Annotated in this window: 14 protein-coding genes; 3 read left to right on the plus strand and 11 right to left on the minus strand. The window is 71.6% G+C overall.

The genetic code is table 11. The features are described 5' to 3' along the window. Nucleotides 1-134: 134 nt before the first annotated feature. Entirely contained in the window at nt 135-2,480 is a 2,346-nt protein-coding gene (locus ACFWE2_RS18055) for a hypothetical protein (protein WP_377225599.1), read from the minus strand. A 176-nt stretch (nt 2,481-2,656) separates the two neighbouring features. On the opposite strand from ACFWE2_RS18055, the gene ACFWE2_RS18060 reads away from it, so the two are divergent. Continuing rightward, nucleotides 2,657-5,311, plus strand: coding sequence for a DEAD/DEAH box helicase (locus ACFWE2_RS18060; RefSeq protein WP_377225600.1), 2,655 nt, complete (start codon nt 2,657-2,659; stop codon nt 5,309-5,311). Nucleotides 5,312-5,314: 3 nt separating this feature from the next. Here the strand turns inward: ACFWE2_RS18060 and ACFWE2_RS18065 are convergent, their stop codons facing one another. From ACFWE2_RS18065 to ACFWE2_RS18105, 9 genes are all read right to left on the minus strand, one after another. Next, nucleotides 5,315-5,548 carry a helix-turn-helix transcriptional regulator gene (locus ACFWE2_RS18065; protein ID WP_357503166.1) on the minus strand — a complete coding sequence of 78 codons (234 nt, stop codon included), beginning with the start codon at nt 5,546-5,548 and terminating at the stop codon, nt 5,315-5,317. Between the two features lie 3 nt (nt 5,549-5,551). Continuing rightward, a complete protein-coding gene (locus ACFWE2_RS18070; RefSeq protein ID WP_377225601.1) occupies nt 5,552-6,424 on the minus strand; it encodes an ABC transporter permease in 873 nt (290 codons plus the stop codon). Further along, nucleotides 6,421-7,449 carry an ABC transporter ATP-binding protein gene (locus ACFWE2_RS18075; protein WP_377225602.1) on the minus strand — a complete coding sequence of 343 codons (1,029 nt, stop codon included), beginning with the start codon at nt 7,447-7,449 and terminating at the stop codon, nt 6,421-6,423. Before ACFWE2_RS18075 ends, ACFWE2_RS18070 begins: the two co-directional genes overlap by 4 nt. After that, on the minus strand, nt 7,446-7,883 hold the full coding sequence (locus tag ACFWE2_RS18080) for an Rv3654c family TadE-like protein (RefSeq protein ID WP_377225603.1): 438 nt from the start codon (nt 7,881-7,883) through the stop codon (nt 7,446-7,448). Before ACFWE2_RS18080 ends, ACFWE2_RS18075 begins: the two co-directional genes overlap by 4 nt. Next, nucleotides 7,880-8,224 (minus strand): TadE family type IV pilus minor pilin, encoded by a 345-nt coding sequence (locus ACFWE2_RS18085; RefSeq protein ID WP_377225604.1) that lies wholly within the window; start codon nt 8,222-8,224, stop codon nt 7,880-7,882. The genes ACFWE2_RS18080 and ACFWE2_RS18085 overlap by 4 nt, the downstream gene beginning before the upstream one ends. Nucleotides 8,225-8,227: 3 nt before the next feature. After that, nucleotides 8,228-8,449: a DUF4244 domain-containing protein gene (locus tag ACFWE2_RS18090; RefSeq protein ID WP_377225605.1), complete on the minus strand. Its 222-nt coding sequence runs from the start codon at nt 8,447-8,449 to the stop codon at nt 8,228-8,230. Nucleotides 8,450-8,627: 178 nt separating this feature from the next. Next, entirely contained in the window at nt 8,628-9,776 is a 1,149-nt protein-coding gene (locus ACFWE2_RS18095; RefSeq protein ID WP_377225606.1) for a type II secretion system F family protein, read from the minus strand. Continuing rightward, the gene (locus ACFWE2_RS18100) at nt 9,770-10,930 is read right to left on the minus strand and encodes a TadA family conjugal transfer-associated ATPase (RefSeq protein WP_377225607.1); all 1,161 of its coding nucleotides are present in this window, start codon (nt 10,928-10,930) and stop codon (nt 9,770-9,772) included. Before ACFWE2_RS18100 ends, ACFWE2_RS18095 begins: the two co-directional genes overlap by 7 nt. Next, nucleotides 10,927-11,715 carry a pilus assembly protein FlpE gene (locus ACFWE2_RS18105; RefSeq protein WP_377225608.1) on the minus strand — a complete coding sequence of 263 codons (789 nt, stop codon included), beginning with the start codon at nt 11,713-11,715 and terminating at the stop codon, nt 10,927-10,929. Before ACFWE2_RS18105 ends, ACFWE2_RS18100 begins: the two co-directional genes overlap by 4 nt. Before the next feature lie 290 nt (nt 11,716-12,005). Here ACFWE2_RS18105 and ACFWE2_RS18110 point away from each other — a divergent pair, with 290 nt between their 5' ends. Next, nucleotides 12,006-12,836, plus strand: coding sequence for an HAD family hydrolase (locus ACFWE2_RS18110; RefSeq protein ID WP_377225609.1), 831 nt, complete (start codon nt 12,006-12,008; stop codon nt 12,834-12,836). Between the two features lie 532 nt (nt 12,837-13,368). On the opposite strand, the gene ACFWE2_RS18115 is transcribed toward ACFWE2_RS18110, so the two are convergent. Continuing rightward, complete coding sequence (locus ACFWE2_RS18115) at nt 13,369-14,460, minus strand: NADH:flavin oxidoreductase/NADH oxidase (RefSeq protein WP_377225610.1); 1,092 nt, start codon at nt 14,458-14,460, stop codon at nt 13,369-13,371. A 193-nt stretch (nt 14,461-14,653) separates the two neighbouring features. On the opposite strand from ACFWE2_RS18115, the gene acs reads away from it, so the two are divergent. Then, complete coding sequence (acs, locus tag ACFWE2_RS18120; protein WP_377225611.1) at nt 14,654-16,684, plus strand: acetate--CoA ligase; 2,031 nt, start codon at nt 14,654-14,656, stop codon at nt 16,682-16,684. Nucleotides 16,685-16,729: the final 45 nt, after the last annotated feature.

Consider the following 16,729-nt stretch of genomic DNA (forward strand, 5'->3'; position numbering starts at 1 on the left):
CCGTCGGCAGCGACATTTGTGAATAAGACACAGGTCCTGACATAGGTCGAGCGGCGGGGGCGCCGATGGCGCGCCAGCCGCTCGATGCATTCTCAGGGACGGGCGGCGGTTCTAGGAGACCGCTCCGCCTACGCTCAGCGGATCAGACCGGTCGACTGGGACACCGACTTGGTCGTGTAACCGGCAAGCGATCCCGTCACCACGACGGAGACCCGCTTACCCCTGGCCGAGGTCGGCACCCTGAACGTCGAGCGGGTCGCGCCCTCGACCGACCTCCCGTCGATCTTCCACTGATGCGTCACCGTCGACGGCAGCGGCGTCCAGGTTCCGCGATACACCTGAAGCGTCGAACCAACCGTGGCGGAACCCGCGATCGTGGGGGTCGGGGCGACGAACACGCCCGCCATTACCGCGGCCGTCGCGGGGCTCACCACTGTCTTCGTCTCGTAGCCGGTCTTGGAACCGGTGATCGCGACCGAGACCGCCTTTCCCTTGGCCGACGCCGGGAGCTTCCAGTTATACGCCGTCGCCCCGGAGACAGCTCGCCCGTCCAGGCGCCACTGATACTTGACCGTCGTCGGCTCCGGTGTCCAGGGGCCCCGTGTCGCTGTCAGAGTCCTACCGACCCGGGGAGTGCCGGAGACCGAGGGCGAGATGGGGGTCGAGAACGCCGGGGGCTTGATCGTCACCGTCCGCTGTGTGCTCCACGCCGGGGCATCGGGGAAGGCGCTGTACGTGAACGTCAGCGTCTTGGTTCCCACGCCCAGAGCCGGCCCGTCCAGCGACAGTTCCTCGGTGCGCTCGTCGAAGGACACACTCCCGACAGTGGTCGAGCCGGACTTGACCGTCACGGTCCCGTACGGAGTGACGGCGTCCTTGCTGAGGGTGACCAGGGCAGTGGGAACGTCCCCGAACGTGAACGACGTCGGACCGGTCACCGTGATGGCGGGAGGAGTCGTCGCAGTGCTGCCGGATCCGACGTAGAACTCGTAGGTGGCCGGCACACTGCGGTTGCCTGCCCGGTCGATCGCCTCGACAGTCAGGTAGTTCCGACCTGATCGAGTCGGCGTGAAGTTCAATACCGTGTTCTCAGTGGGGGCGATCTCCCTCGCTGCCGTCTGCGAGTTGATGCCGTACCGATATGTCCGGATATCGCTGGACGGGGAATCGATCAGAAACGAACCCGGAACGCCCACGCCGCCTCGGCTGCTGCCCTTGGTGTAGACCGCTTGCCCGCCCACGACGGGCGTCACCACAGGCGGTTCGGGACTTGTGAAGTCAATGGAGAACTCGCACGTGGCGGACGGTCCGACCTGGCCGTAGCCATCCGTCCCGAACACAGACAAGACGTAGCGGCCCTGAGTCATCGTCCCTCCCGCAATATAGACGAGGTAGCGGTTGCTCGAGAGTGGAAAGTTCTTTGCGTGCTCCTCCCAGACCACCTTGTCAGGTGTGTCTGCGCGAGCAAGGCGGAATGTCCCCGTCGTTGCCGGGATGGACCCATCCGTACCGGTCGGGTCATCGGGATCGACGATGTACGTCTCGATATACACCGTCGTCGTTCGGAACACGGCTTCTCCTGTGCATGGCAGGTTGCCTGTGTTTCGCGACCCGACTTCGAGGTTGGAGGGAGTCAACGGAGCCCTGTCGTTGAAGCGAACGACCAAGAGCGCTGTTGTCTGGAATTTGTTCCAGCCACACGTCATGCACGTCTCGTCGGGCGCAGCGAGACCGAGGGTCACCGACGAGCGGTCATCCCGCGCAGCACGTCGCGCGACCTCCATCGCGTCGAAGTCGCGGTAGCGGTCGGCAACAGAATATCGGGGTGTCTGCTCGCACGTCGACGCGTAGAGCGCATTGCCCCCGACATGCCGATCCTCTGTCCACAACTCCGTGCTTGCCCAGTCAGTATCCGCTGAGATCTGAGGAATGTCGTAGAGATCGAGGCGGTTAGGCGTGCACTCCACGCTGTCAAGCCATATCGTCCACATGTTCGCAGAAAATGTGGCCGACGTGATGTCCTCCGGCTCCAGCCCGGCTAGCCGACCGAGGCCGTCGAACTGCCAGGCGAGGCGCTGTGTTCCAGCGGTGGCGCAACTGGAGGCGGATTCCGCCGGGTTGCAATAACCGACCCATTCTTGACCGGTCCAGCCGTAACCCGACGTCCCTGAAGACCTGAGGACGGTGCGCACGGCTGCCCGCGATTCGATCGTGTGCTCGACGGACGATGCTTCGAGCCTCATCACCCCGTTCGGCTCCGCAAAAAGGCGCGCCCCGTCGTCGGTCACGCCGTGCACCTCGACGTCCTTGTCACAAGCCGCAGCAAGCTCCGCTGCTTCCGCCTCGCTCCGGGCGGTGCTGCCGCAGTCCACCGGGGGCACGGTCGAGACCTCCGCGGACACCGCGACCGTGGCAGGCGTGGCTAACGCCCCGAACAGCAGACCTGCCGCTGTCGCTCCGGCGATCATGGAGCGTTTCATCATGTCCTCCTGCAGTGACCGTTCAATCTGGCGTGACTGCGTGAACCTACCTGCGCTCCGGCGCACCGCTGAGCCGTTTTACGGGTGAACTGTCCCGATTTGAGCAATCAAATACCGGGCATCCTGCAGCGCCTGACCGCTCCTTGGTGAATACCCCAGGTGCGAGACTGTCCACCGTGTCCGACGCCTCCACCCACCCCCTCCTCGACGTGCTGCTCGCCGGTGGCGCGCGCGCCGAGCGGCTGACGGCGTCGCGCATCTTCCCGGAGCGCACCGCCGAGCACGCCGACTGGCCCCGCTGGGCCGACGCGACGGTGGTGCAGGGGTACCGGAAGCTCGGCGTCGAGCGGCCGTGGACACACCAGGCGCTGGCCGCCGACCTCGTCCACCAGGGCCGGCACACCGCCCTGGCCACCTCGACGGGTTCGGGCAAGTCGCTCGCGTTCTGGCTCCCCGCACTGTCCGCCGTCCGGACCGCTGTTGCCGCCGCCTCGCTCGATCCCGGCAACATCGAGTCGGCGCGCGTCCGTCCCACGACGATCTACCTCAGCCCCACGAAGGCCTTGGCCGCCGACCAGCTCAGCGCGCTCGAACGCATCCTCGACGCGGCGGGCACGCGCGACGTCCGGGTCGCGACGTGCGACGGCGACACCTCGCGCGAGGAACGCTCCTGGGTGCAGGACCACGCCGACGTCGTCCTGACCAACCCCGACTTCCTCCACTACGCCCTGTTGCCGAACCATCGCCGCTGGTCACGGCTGCTCAAGGGGCTGCGGTACGTGGTGGTCGACGAAGGGCACGCCTACCGCGGGGTCTTCGGCGCGCATGTCTCGCTGGTGCTGCGGCGGCTCGCGCGGCTCGCCGCGCGGTACGGGGAGGGTTCGCCCACGTTCGTCGTCGCCTCGGCCACGACGGCGCAGCCGGCGGTCAGCGCGGCCCGCCTCATCGGCGTCGCGCCCGACGACGTCACCGCCGTCACCGAGGACGCCTCGCCCTCGGGACGCCGGACGGTCGTGCTGTGGCAGCCACCGGAGATCGCCGGCTGGCGGCCACCCGCCGGCGACGGCTCGGACGGCACAGGGACGGACGCCGGCGCGTCCCCGCGCGATCCGTCCGTCGATGAGCCGACGCCGATGCGCCGAGTCACCGTCGCCGAACCCGACCCCTGGGCGCTACCTGCCGACGGGTCGGATCCGTCGCCCGCCTCGGAACCCGATCCGGAGGCCGAGCCGGTGGCGACCGAGGCACCGCCGGAGCATCCGCGCCGGTCCGCCACGGCCGAGGTGGCCGACCTCCTCGCCGACCTGTCGGCGGCCGGCGCCCGCACCCTTGCGTTCACCCGGTCCCGGCGCGGTGCGGAGTCGGTCGCCCAGCAGGCCCGCGACCACCTGCGGCACGCGGCCCCGGACGCCGCGCGTCGGATCGCGGCGTATCGCGGCGGCTACCTGCCGGAGGAGCGTCGCGAGCTGGAGCAGGCCCTGCGCACCGGCGATCTGCTCGGCCTCGCGACGACCAACGCGCTCGAGCTCGGCGTGGACATCTCCGGTCTGGACGCGGTGCTGATCGCCGGCTGGCCCGGCACGCGCATGTCGCTCTGGCAGCAGGCGGGGCGCGCCGGGCGGGCGGGCGCGGACGGCCTTGTCGCGTTCGTCGCGCGGGAGGACCCGCTCGACACCTACCTCGTGACCCATCCCGAGGCGGTGTTCGACGCCCCGCTCGAGGCCACGGTGTTCGACCCCGCGAACCCGCACGTGCTCGCGCCGCACCTGTGCGCGGCGGCCCAGGAAGCGCCGCTCCGGACCGAGGACCTCGCCACCTTCGGTCAGCCCGACCACGTCCGCGGGATCCTGGACGTTCTGGTCGCCCGGGGTGCGCTCCGGCGTCGGACGTCCGGGTGGTACTGGACGCACGCCCAGGGTGCCGCGGGCCTCACCGACCTGCGCGGGGCGGGCGGCACGCCGGTGCGCGTGGTGGAGCACGGCACGGGCCGCATGCTCGGAACGGTCGACGCGGCGTCGGCGGACGGCCAGGTGCACGACGGCGCCGTCTACGTGCACCAGGGCACCACCTACGTGGTGGCGCACCTCGACCTGGCCGACCACACCGCCGTCGTGCAGCGGCGCAAGCTGGACTACGGCACGTGGTCCCGTTCGGTGATGTCGGTGGCCATCGAGAACTGGGGCGAGGACGCCGAGGCGTCCGACGACCCGGAGGCCGCGCGCGCGGACGGCCCCGGCCATGACCTGGTCACCCGGGAGTGGGGACCGATCACCTGGGGCCTCGGCCCGGTCGAGGTGACGTCGCAGGTGGTGAGCTTTCAGCGGCGGCGTGTCCCGGACATGCAGGTGCTGGGGACCGAGCAGCTCGAGCTGCCCGAGCACACCCTCGGCACCGTCGCCGTCTGGTGGTCGGTACCCGAGTTCGTGCTGCGGGCCGCCGACATCACGCCCGAGCAGACGCCGGGTGCGCTGCATGCCGCCGAGCATGCCTCGATCGGTCTGCTGCCGCTGCTCGCGACGTGTGACCGCTGGGACCTCGGCGGGGTGTCGACGGAGCTGCACCCGGACACGGGCGAGGCGACGGTGTTCGTCTACGACGCCTATCCGGGCGGCGCCGGCTTCGCGGAGCGGGCCTACGACCTGGGCGCGACCTGGCTCCGGGCCACCCGTGACGCGATAGCGGCCTGCCCCTGCGCCGACGGGTGCCCGGCCTGTGTCCAGTCGCCGAAGTGCGGCTCGTACAACGCGCCGCTGGACAAGGCCGCGGCCGTGCGGCTCCTCGACGCCGTGCTGTCCCACGACCCCCGCGCCACCCTCGCCGAGTCCCGCTGAGCCCTACTCGCCCAGGCGCTTGAACGGCGTCGTCGAGAACACCACCTCGACAGCGACGCCGAAGTACTCGGCGATGCGCAGCGCGAGGAAGAGCGACGGGCTGTACTCACCCCGCTCCAGGTACCCGACCGTCTGGTAGTGCACCCCGAGCGCCTCCGCCAGCTCACGCCGCGAGATACCCCGCTCGGCACGCAGCATCGCTATGCGGTTATGGACGACGTCGGACTGCTCTGCCACCACTCAGTACCCCTTGGTCATGTAACGCTCTCGCGCCGCCGCCACCGTGGAGCCCGACTCACGCCTGGCCATCCTGCGGAGCACGATCGGCGCGAGCACCATACCCACGACCGCCCAGACCCCGAGCACCGCGAACATCTCGACCGTGCGCCACGACCCCCCGATCTCCGCGGCGACCATGGCCTCCGGAAGCATCGCCGACCGGGCACCGAGCCCCAGCCAGTAGTACGGGAATGCCTGCCCCACCCACTGGAGCCACTCGGGCAGCGCCGTGATCGGGTAGAAGATCCCCGACGGCACGATCAGGAGCATCGACCCCAGGAACAGCAGCCCGGTCTGGGACGCCGTCTTGAACAGCGACCCGAGCGCCACGCTGATCGGGACCGTCGCGACCATCCCCACCACAAAGATCAGCACCAGCAGGACCCCGGTACGGGCATCCAGCCGCAGGTCGCCCGCGACCGTGAAGGCCGGGATCACCAGCGCGACGAGGCTCACGAGCGTGGTCAGCGCGAACAGCAGGATCTTGCCGACGAGGTAGCCGATCATCCCGTTGGGTGTGGCCTTCGCCCGCAGCAGCGTCCCGTCCTCGCGGTCGACCGCGATCGTGCTGGCGGGCCCGGTGAGTCCGCCGAACGCGATCGACATGCCGACCAGGCTTGGCAGCACCATGGCGCCCAGCGCGAAGTCGGTTCCCGGCACGGTGCTGCCGCGCATGAACAGGAGCACCACCGCGTAGATCACCGGGAACGCCACGATCCAGATGACGTCGCCCGGCTCCTGGAGCGAGTACTTGGTCTCGAGCCAGCCGCGGGAGAGCCCTGCCCGCACGGCCGCCCATCGCACCTCGGTCGGGGTGGACGTTGGCGTGGTCATGACTGCGCCTCCTCGGTCTGCTCGGTCTGCTCGGTCTGCTCGGTCTGCTCGGTCTGCTCGGTCTCGGTCGGCCCTGTCCGTTCGGTCCGTTGCACAGGGCCACTCTCGGCCCGGTGGACGAGCGACATGTACGTGTCCTCGAGGCTCGCCCGCTTGACCTCGAGCTCGGTGACTCCCGGGTCATGCGCCAGGAGCTCACGGACGAACTGGGTCGGGTCGCCCTCGGTCACGGCGTGCACGTGCCTGCGGCCTTCGGACACCCAGCGCACCTCCGCCTGAGTGGTGAGCTCGCGGGCGAGCTGCTCGGCGGACCCGTTGGCGACGATGGTGCCCTCGTCGAGCACGAGGATCCGGTCGGCCAGCTTCTCGGCCTCGTCCAGGTCGTGCGTGGTGAGCAGGACCGTCGTGTTCTCGAAGTCGGCGAGGCGGTGCACCAGGTCGTGAAACTCCCTGCGGGCGTGCGGGTCGAAGCCGGCCGTCGGCTCGTCGAGAAAGACGAGCTCGGGCCGCCCGACGATGCCGATCGCCACATCCAGGCGACGGCGCTGCCCTCCGGACAGGGTCTGCACCTTCGCGTTGGCGTGCTCCGCTAGGCCGACAACGCCGATCAGCTCCTCGACGTCCCACGGCCGCTTGACCTCGGGGGTCGAGTACGGGCCGTAGAACCGTGCGAGATACCCGAGCAGGTCCCGCACCCGCCAACGGCCGTGGTCCCGCCACGACTGGAGCACCACACCCAGCCGCGCGCGCCAGGCCTCGTCAGCGTGTGCCGGATCCTGTCCCAGGACCGACACCTCGCCGGCCGACCGCATGCGGAAGCCCTCGAGGATCTCGATGGTGGTGGTCTTGCCTGCGCCGTTGGGGCCGAGCAGGGCGAGGACCTCGCCCCGGTAGGCCTCGAACGAGACCCCCGTGAGCACGTCTTTCGTCCCGTATCGCATTCGTAGGTCGCGCACGTCGAGCGCCACATCGCCCGACGGCGGAGGTGCGTGCCGCGCACTCATCGCATCTTCCGTACTTCTCATAGCAGGAATACTACGAGTCGTATTGAACGCATGTCACTCCCTTTCCGTACCGGGTTCACCGGGATCACCCGCGCGGGTCCGGCCCGCGCACTCGCCCGCGCCTCGCCGAGGACACCGCCGGGGCCTGCCGCGATCCGCGTCGCGACCACCCGGACCACGCCTCCACCGAGCTCCTCGCAGGCGGCGACCGCCGCGCCGTTGCGCGCCACGGCAGACCTCGCCGTCCCGCACGGATCGAAGCCGTCCCGCAACGCGGTCGCGCCGGCGAGCGCGCCGAGATCCGCTGCGACCTGCGCCGCCCCGCGCGCGTTCTGGGCAGCGCCGAGCGCCGCTATCCCGAACGCGAGCACCAGGATCGCGGCGACGACCCCGAGCACAAGGACCGTTCCGGCGCCACGCTCGGAGGACCGCCCGGAGGATCGTTCGGTGCTCACGGCTCCACCCATGCCGTCGCCGCGCCCGTGGCCCGCAGCGTCCCCGACAACCAGCCGCCGGCCACCGGCCGCGTCACCGTCACCCGTACCCATCCACCCTCGTGCGCGAGCGCCAGCTCCGCCTCAGGACCGCCGACCCTGGCCACCACCGCGCTCACAGCCGGCCCCTGCTCCCCGATCGCCAGCGCCCGCGCTCCCGCGCGGGCCGCGTCCATGGCGCGCATCTGCGCCGTGGACGCGGCCGCGAGGGTGAGCACGGCGACGAGCACGAGGACGACGACCGGCAGCCCGATGGCCAGCTCCGCCGTGACCGTGCCCCGCTCCGACTCACGCTCAGTCATGGGTCAGCCGATCGTGAGTGCCTGCTGGACCAGCGACGTGAGCATCGCCTTCACGTCTCCGCCCCTCAGGATGACCATCAGGAGTCCCGCGAACCCGGCGGCCGCGATCGTCGCGATGGCGTACTCGGCGGTGGCCAGCCCGCGCTCCGACTCGCGGTCGTCGGCCTCCGCCTGTGACCGGTCTTCCGGTTCGGGGCAGGCCACAGCGGTCCTCGTCGTTGTCATGTCTTCTCCGTCTCCGCCCGTTGCCGGGCTACCTGGCCCGCACGCGGGCCTGCTCTCCATGACCCGTGTGGCGGGCCATCTCTCCTGACCCGCACAGCGGGTCCCGTCCGCCGTGCGGCGGACGGCGTCGGCGCCCTGAGCGCGCCGAAGCTTCTTGGTCCCTGCCTGACGTCGGTGCTCAGCCGGCGAGCAGGTCGATCCCGAGCGCCAGCAGCACGGGCACGAGACCCACCAGCACGAACGCGGGGAGATAGCAGGTGCCCAGCGGGAGCACCAGCCGCACACCGAGCCGGGCGGCCGCGGTCCGCGCCTCGGCCCTCCGCTCGTGCCGTACCTCCTCACCGGCGGCCCGGAGCGCCTCCCCTGGTGCGGCGCCGTCCAGCCAGGCACCGCGCAGGGCCCGGACCATCGGGTCCAGCTCCCCGGAGACGCCGGTCCAGGCGCGCTCCCAGGCCGCCCCGAGCACGAGGGCGTGCCCGGCCCTGGTGAGCACCGGCCCGTCGGCCCCGCCGACAGCCGCGCCGGCGGCCTTCAGCGCCCGTGGCACGCCGGCCCCGGACCGTAGAGCGGCGGCCACCAGCTCCAGCACCACCTGGACGTCCACGCCCGGCTGGTCGGCCCCGCGGGCAGCGGCCACCAGTCGGTCCGACCAGACCCGGCCCGCCACGAGCAGCACCAGCCCCGTGCCGACGGCCAGGCTGCCGATGCCGCCGTCCGTTGCCGTACCCACGGGGTCGGCGCCGAGCGCCCAGCCGAGGAGCCCGCCGAAGATCGGCAGCCACATCAGCAACCGTCCCGTCGTCCGAGGGCCGGCGAGGGCCACTTCTCGTTCGGCTCTCGACTCGGCCTCCGCGACGAGCGTCCCGGCGACCTGTTCGAGGACCCGACCGAGCGGAGCGCCGACGTCGAGCGCGAGCCGGGTCGCCGCGACCACCGCCTCCGCATGCCCCGCGCCGAGCACCCGCGTGAGGCCGTCGACGTCGGGCGCACCCGTGAGGTCGACGCCCACGCCGACCGCGCGCGACCACGCCGCCCCTGGTGCCGACCCCGCTCTGAGCAGCGCCACCACCTGCATCACGACCACCCGGACGTCGCCGCCCGGGCCTCGTTCGGCTCGGGACCGGCGACCCTGTCGCGCAGCGGGCATCACGTTCCGTCCGGGCCTGACGGCGGCCGGCTGGCCGGTGGGGCCAACGGTGTCCGGTTCCGCTGCCGGGGCCGAGGGTGCGAGGACCACCCGCAGCCGGCGACCACCACGCGCCAGCACCAACCAGGCACCCAGCGCGACGAGCAGACCCACGCCGAACGACTCCACGACGCTCACCACGGCCCGTACCTGCCGACCAGCTCGCGCCACGCGTCCGGCTCGACCGTGCAGCCACCTCCGCCGTCCCACCGAGCGACCGTGCGGACCTCCAGCTCGCCGCTCGGCCCACGACCCACCAGCCCGATCTCCGCCAGGTGTCGAGCGCCGTTCGACCGGCGGAGGTGCAGCACCACGTCCAAGGCGCCGGCGGCCTGCGCGGCCACCGCCTCGCGGGTCATCCCCGCCAGGCCGGCGAGCGCCTCCAGCCGGGCGGGCACCACTGCCACGGCGTTGGCGTGCAGGGTCGCGAAGCCGCCGTCGTGCCCCGTGTTCATGGCCATGAGCACCTCACGGACCTCGGCTCCGCGGCACTCGCCGAGCACTATGCGGTCCGGCCGCATGCGCAGCGCGTTGCGCACGAGGTCGGCGAGGTCGACGATGCCCGCGCCCTCGACGTTGGCGCGACGAGCGGCCAGGTGCACCACGTGCGGGTGCGCCGGCCGCAGCTCGCGGGCCTCCTCGACCGTCACCACACGCTCGTCGCCGGGCACGAGGGAGAGCAGGGCGGCGAGCAGCGTGGTCTTCCCCGTGCCCGTGCCGCCGCTGATCAGCACGTTCGCCCGCCGCAGCACCAGGGCGCGCAGCAGGCCCGCCCACTGGCTCGGCAAGGCGCCTGCGGTCACCAGCTCGTCGAGCGTGAACGCACGGGTGCGCAGCACGCGCAGGGAGATCACCGCGCCGGCCTCGGCGAGCGGCTCCAGCACCGCGTGCAGGCGGGTGCCGTCCGGCAGGCGCGCGTCCACGGTCGGGCAGGCGTCGTCGAGCCGCTGGCCGCCGAGGGCTGCGAGCCGGACCGCCAGCCCTCGTACCTCGGTCGCCGTACCGAGGCTCATGGTGACCTGCTCGAGGCCCGCCCCTCTGTCGACCCACACGTCGTCCGGTCCGTTGACGAGCACGTCGGTGACGTCGGGTGCGTCGAGGAGCGTCTGCAGCGGCCCGGCGCCCGTGAGCTCCGCACGCGCGGCGTCCTCCAGGTCCCGGAGCGCGTCGGACCCCAGCACCCGCCCGGAGTCTCGCACGGCGTCGCGGACGGCGGCTCCCGCGCCGGTGCGACCGGTCGCGAGGCGCGCGCGGACGTCGTCGAGCAGGGAGAGCTCACCGGCCGGCGTGCTCACAGCGCGTCCGCCACGTCGGCGGCGAACCTGCCGAGCGTGGCCCGGTGCGACATCGCGGGCCCCTCGCCCCGTTCGATCGCCCGGGCCAGCCCCGCGTCGCGTCCCAGCACCGCGGCCACCGGCAGCCCCAGCGCGGCTGACACGTCTGCCTCGTCGACCGATCCGGGCGCCGGGCCCCGCACCACCAGTCGCACGTCCGGTACGCCCGCACCCCGCAGGGCATCGCGCACCCGCCCCGCGCCGATGATCGCGGGCAGCGTCAGCGGCACCACGAGCAGCGCCGTGTCGCAGCCGGCCAGCAGGGTACGCACAGCCAGGCCGTCGCTGCCCGGCGCCTCGGCGGCGGCTCCCCTGCCCCGCCGGGTGACCGAGCCCCAAGCGCCCGGCCGTGGCAGGTCGAGCACCAGGGACTCACCCGCCCGCACCAGTCCGCGGCAGACGTCGAGCACCACGTCGTCCTCGGGCGGCGCGCCCGACGCCGTACCGCTCAGCACCGGCACCGTGCCCCAGCGAGGCAGCGCGGCCACCACCCCTGCGCCCTCGACCTCACCACGCGCCTCGACCAGGTCCGGCCAGCGGGCACCACGCCCGCCGTCAGCCCCCAGAAGCAGGTCCGTGCCAGGCCCGTACGCGTCGAGGTCGATGAGCGTGGCTCGCTCCCGAACCCGGCGCAGGCCGTGGGCGACGCAAGCGGCCACCACTGAAGTGCCCGCTCCGCCGCACGCGCCGACCACGCCGATCACCCGCCCGGGCTCCGGCACCACGCCGCCCGCTGTGCTGACCATCGCCGCCTCCTCCGTCCGGGCCCTGCCGACCTTCCGCCGGGCAGGTGACCCCGTCCTCGCTCCGGGCTGACTGCCCGGGCTCCGGAATCAGGTTGGGCGTTCGGCGCCGGGCCGCGGCGCCCCGGTCGGCTTCGCTGTGCACAGGCCGAGGGAACTCATGCTTGTGGTCGGGCTCGCTCCCCTGTCCCGCCGTGACCAGGGTCTGCGGGCCGGGCCGACGAGTTCCATCCGGACACCGGCACGCCTCGCTGATGACCTCCAGGGACGGACGGCGCCGTTAGGCTCGTCGCGTGACCGAGCAGGTACCCCAGAGCACCACTCGACCGACGTCGCACGCCCCGCGTACGGCCGCGTTCTTCGATCTCGACAAGACGATCATCGCCACGAGCTCGTCGGCGGCGTTCTCCAAGCCGTTCCTCGCGGGCGGGCTGCTCTCGCACGCCGACGTGCTGCGCAGCGCCTACGCCCACTTCGTCTTCATGATCGGCAACGCGGACGCCGACCAGACCGAGCGGATGCGCGCACACCTGTCATCGCTCGCCACGGGCTGGGACGTGGAGAAGGTCCGGCAGATAGTCACCGAGACGGCGCACGAGCTCATCGACCCGTACGTCTACGCCGAGGCGGTCGAGCTCATCGCCGAGCACCATGCGGCGGGCAGGGACGTGGTCGTGGTGTCGGCGTCTGCCGCCGTGCTGGTCGAGCCGATCGCCGCAGCCCTCGGCGCGGACCACGTGCTCTCCACCCAGATGAGCGTCGTGGACGGGCGGTTCACCGGCAAGATCGACTTCTACAACTACGGCGACAACAAGGCAGTGGGTATCCGCCGGCTCGCCGCGCAGGAGCAGTACGACCTCGCCGGGAGCTTCGCCTACTCCGACTCCATCACGGACGCCCCGATGCTGGCCGCCGTCGGCCACGCCTACGTGGTCAATCCGGACCGCGTGCTGAAGCGGCGAGCGGCCCAGTCCGGCTGGGGTGTCCTCGCGTTCACGCGGCCGATCGCGCTGCGCCCGCGCATCGAGCCCGTCCCCGTCATCGCGGTGGTCGGCGTGGCAGTCGTGGGTGTCGCGGCCTGGCTGATCTGGCGCGCGGCCCGGCGCCGGTCCCGACGCGACTGATCGCCGAGGCATACATCACCAGGTCCTCAGCCTGACGGGTCAAGGTCGTCCGGACCACCACATCAGGTCAAGCGGAAGCAAGGCCAAATTTTTTCGCGGCCAATTGCCGGCATGACAGGAATTGGCAATTGTGAAGATGGGTCCGCTCCAGTTGCTTTTGTTAGCCAGAGGCAGTGTGATTGTGTTCACAGCAAGCATTCAGGGCGGAAGGGACCGTGCTCTGGGTACCGAAAGGGTGTTGACCCGATCGGGCAGCAAGCGAAGTGCACGGTCACCCCGCCCACTGGTGAGAGCGACATCCGGCTTGAGGATGCTCCCGGACGTCGTACTCGTGGACCGAGATCTCGCCACCGCAGTGGCCGGGCCCTCGCACTTCCGGATCGCGAACGGAAATTGCGAGGAGCCCGGCCGCACGGCGAATCGTTTCGCGGAATGCACACTCGCTGGAAAAGAATCACCACGCGCACATTCCTCCCGGCGTTGAAACGCCGCAGGCACAGGAATCGCGTTCACCGCACTGACCCGCAGCAGGTCACCGCCACTGCCCGCGCGCGTACTGCGGCTGCATTCCCACCCCGGACTCCACCGGCTGGGTCCCGATCTTCTCGCCCAGGGCGTGCGCCGCTCGCAGCGGCCAGTACGGATCACGCAGCGCCTCACGACCGAGCATGACGGCGTCCGCCGAACCCTCCACGAGGATCTGCTCGGCCTGGGCCGGCTCGCTGATGAGCCCCACGGCGCTCACCGGCAGCCCGGACACCTCCCGTACGCGGCGCGCGTACGGGACCTGGTAACCCGGCCCGACGGCGATGGTCGCCGGCGCCACGCCACCCGTCGACACGTCGATCAGGTCGGCGCCGAGCGCGCCGAGGCGACCGGCGACCGCCGCGACGTCGTCGACGCCGAGGCCGTCGTCGCGCCAGTCGGTGCCGGACAGCCGCACCAGCACCGGCAGCTCGTCCGGCCAGACGGACCGCACCGCGCCGACCGTCTCCTCGACGAGCCGCGAGCGCCCGTCCGGCGTCCCGCCGTACTCGTCGGTGCGGGAGTTCGCGAGCGGCGACAGGAACTGGTGGAGCAGGTATCCGTGCGCCGCGTGCACCTCCACGGTGTCGAAACCCGCCTCGCGGGCGCGCCGCGCGGCCGCTGCGAACTGCTCGGGGACGTCGGCCACCTGCTCGGCGGACATCTCCGCCGGGGTGTCGAGCCCGGGGAACGGTGCGGGTGACGGGCCGAGGGTCGGCCAGCCGCCGTCGGCCGCCGGGACGGTGCCGTGCAGCGGGGACCAGGGGCGGAAGGTGGACGCCTTGCGCCCCGCGTGCGCGAGCTGGATGCCGATGCGCGCCCCGCGTTCGTGCACGAAGTCGACCACACGCTTCCACGCCGCTGCCTGCTCGTCGTTCCAGATGCCCGTGTCCTGGGGCGAGATCCGACCCTCCGGCACGACGGCGGTCGCCTCGGTCAGCACCAGCCCGAACCCACCGACGGCGCGGGCGCCCAGGTGCACGAGGTGCCAGTCGTTCGGCATCCCGTCCTCCGCCGAGTACTCGCACATCGGCGACAGCCATGCCCGGTTGGGGACCGACAGGTCACGGAGGGCGATCGGCTCGAAGAGAAGGCTCACGCCTGGCCCAACGTGGCCGGTCCCTGGGCCATTCCGGGTGGCCCGACCGGTGTCTCAGGTGGTGACACGGGATTGTGAGGACTGTCACCGTCCGGGACTACACTCACCGACCAGAGAGACGTCAAGGCAGCGCAAACCACCTGCCTGGGACGAACGCCTGAGACGAACGCGAAGACGCGCACCGGAGGTCACCGTGACAGACACCAACCCGACGTCGGGCTCGGCATCCAGCCCCAGCCTCGAGAACCTGCTGCACGAGACCCGGAGCTTCCCGCCCAGCGAGGAGTTCGCGGCTCAGGCGAACGCGAAGGCCGACCTGTACGAGAAGGCGTCGGCCGACCGCCTGGAGTTCTGGGCCCAGCAGGCCCGGGAGCTCGTGACCTGGAAGACGCCGTTCACCGAGACCCTCGACTGGAGCGGCGCCCCCGTCGCCCGCTGGTTCGCGGACGGCACGCTGAACGCCGCGTACAACGCGGTGGACCGGCATGTCGAGGCCGGCAACGGCGACCGCGTCGCGATCCACTTCGAGGGCGAGCCCGGCGACACCCGCACGGTCACGTACGCCGACCTGCAGCAGGAGGTGTCCCGCGCGGCGAACGCCCTGACCGCGCTCGGCGTGGAGACCGGCGACCGCGTGGTCATCTACCTGCCGATGCTCGTCGAGTCCGTGGTGGCCATGCTGGCCTGTGCCCGCATCGGCGCGGCGCACTCGGTCGTCTTCGGCGGCTTCTCGGCGGATGCCCTGCGCAGCCGGATCGCCGACGCCGAGGCCACCCTGGTCATCACGGCCGACGGCGGCTTCCGCCGCGGCGCGCCGTCGGCCCTCAAGCCCGCCGTCGACGAGGCCCTCGCGCCCAAGGACGGCGCAGAGGCGACCACCGTCCGCAAGGTGCTCGTCGTCCAGCGCACCAAGCAGGACGTCGACTGGGTGGAGGGCCGCGACGTGTGGTGGCACGAGGCCCTGGCCGCGGCGTCCGACCAGCACGAGCCGGTCGCCGTCGAGGCGGAGCACCCGCTGTTCATCCTGTACACGAGCGGTACGACCGGGAAGCCGAAGGGCATCCTGCACACCACTGGCGGCTACCTCACGCAGGCCGCGTACACGCACAAGAACGTGTTCGACCTCAAGCCGGAGACGGACGTCTACTGGTGCACCGCCGACGTCGGCTGGGTCACCGGCCACTCCTACGTGGTCTACGGGCCGCTCGTGAACGGCGCGACGCAGGTCCTGTACGAGGGCACGCCCGACACCCCGCACCGCGGCCGCTGGTGGGAGCTCATCGAGAAGTACAAGGTCTCGATCCTGTACACCGCACCGACGGCGATCCGTACCTGCATGAAGTGGGGCGACGACATCCCCGGCGGGTTCGACCTCTCCTCCCTGCGCGTCCTCGGCTCGGTGGGCGAGCCCATCAACCCCGAGGCGTGGATGTGGTACCGCCGTGTCATCGGCGGCGACCGGACCCCGATCGTCGACACCTGGTGGCAGACCGAGACCGGCGCCATCATGATCAGCCCGCTCCCGGGCGTCACGGCGGCCAAGCCCGGCTCGGCCCAGGTCCCGCTGCCCGGCATCGTCGCGACGGTCGTCGACGACGAGGCGAAGCCCGTGCCCGACGGCGGCGGCGGCTACCTCGTGCTGTCCGAGCCGTGGCCGTCCATGCTCCGGGGCATCTGGGGCGACCTGGAGCGCTACAAGGACACGTACTGGTCCCGGTTCGAGGGCCTCTACTTCGCCGGTGACGGCGCGAAGAAGGACGAGGACGGCGACATCTGGCTGCTGGGCCGCGTCGACGACGTCATGAACGTGTCCGGCCACCGCCTGTCCACCACGGAGATCGAGTCGGCGCTCGTGTCGAACCCGATAGTGGCGGAGGCGGCCGTCGTCGGCGCGAACGACGAGACGACCGGACAGGCCGTCGTCGCGTTCGTGATCCTGCGCGGCGAGCACGCGGGCCGGGCGGCGACGCCGGAGGGTGCCGCCGACGTGCAGAAGGAGCTGCGCGACCACGTGGGCAAGGAGATCGGCCCCATCGCGAAGCCGAAGAAGATCCTCGTCGTGCCCGAGCTGCCCAAGACCCGGTCCGGCAAGATCATGCGCCGCCTGCTGCGCGACGTCGCCGAGGACCGGGCGGTGGGGGACGCGACCACCCTCGCCGACTCCTCGGTGATGGACCTGATCACGGCGGGCCTGGCGGCGCCGTCGGCCGCCTCGGAGGACTGACCGCTTCCGCTGGTCGAGCCTGTCGAGGCCGCCGCCTCGACAGGC

The organism is Promicromonospora sp. NPDC060271 (assembly GCF_042726755.1).
Classification (GTDB): domain Bacteria; phylum Actinomycetota; class Actinomycetes; order Actinomycetales; family Cellulomonadaceae; genus Promicromonospora.

What these genes read in the sequence shown, in the direction of transcription:
- ACFWE2_RS18055 (WP_377225599.1), bottom strand. Translation starts at nt 2,480, where the DNA reads ATGAAACGCTCCATGATCGCCGGAGCGACAGCGGCAGGTCTGCTGTTC.
- ACFWE2_RS18070 (WP_377225601.1), bottom strand. Translation starts at nt 6,424, where the DNA reads ATGACCACGCCAACGTCCACCCCGACCGAGGTGCGATGGGCGGCCGTG.
- ACFWE2_RS18075 (WP_377225602.1), bottom strand. Translation starts at nt 7,449, where the DNA reads ATGAGAAGTACGGAAGATGCGATGAGTGCGCGGCACGCACCTCCGCCG.
- ACFWE2_RS18085 (WP_377225604.1), bottom strand. Translation starts at nt 8,224, where the DNA reads ATGACTGAGCGTGAGTCGGAGCGGGGCACGGTCACGGCGGAGCTGGCC.
- ACFWE2_RS18090 (WP_377225605.1), bottom strand. Translation starts at nt 8,449, where the DNA reads ATGACAACGACGAGGACCGCTGTGGCCTGCCCCGAACCGGAAGACCGG.
- ACFWE2_RS18105 (WP_377225608.1), bottom strand. Translation starts at nt 11,715, where the DNA reads ATGGTCAGCACAGCGGGCGGCGTGGTGCCGGAGCCCGGGCGGGTGATC.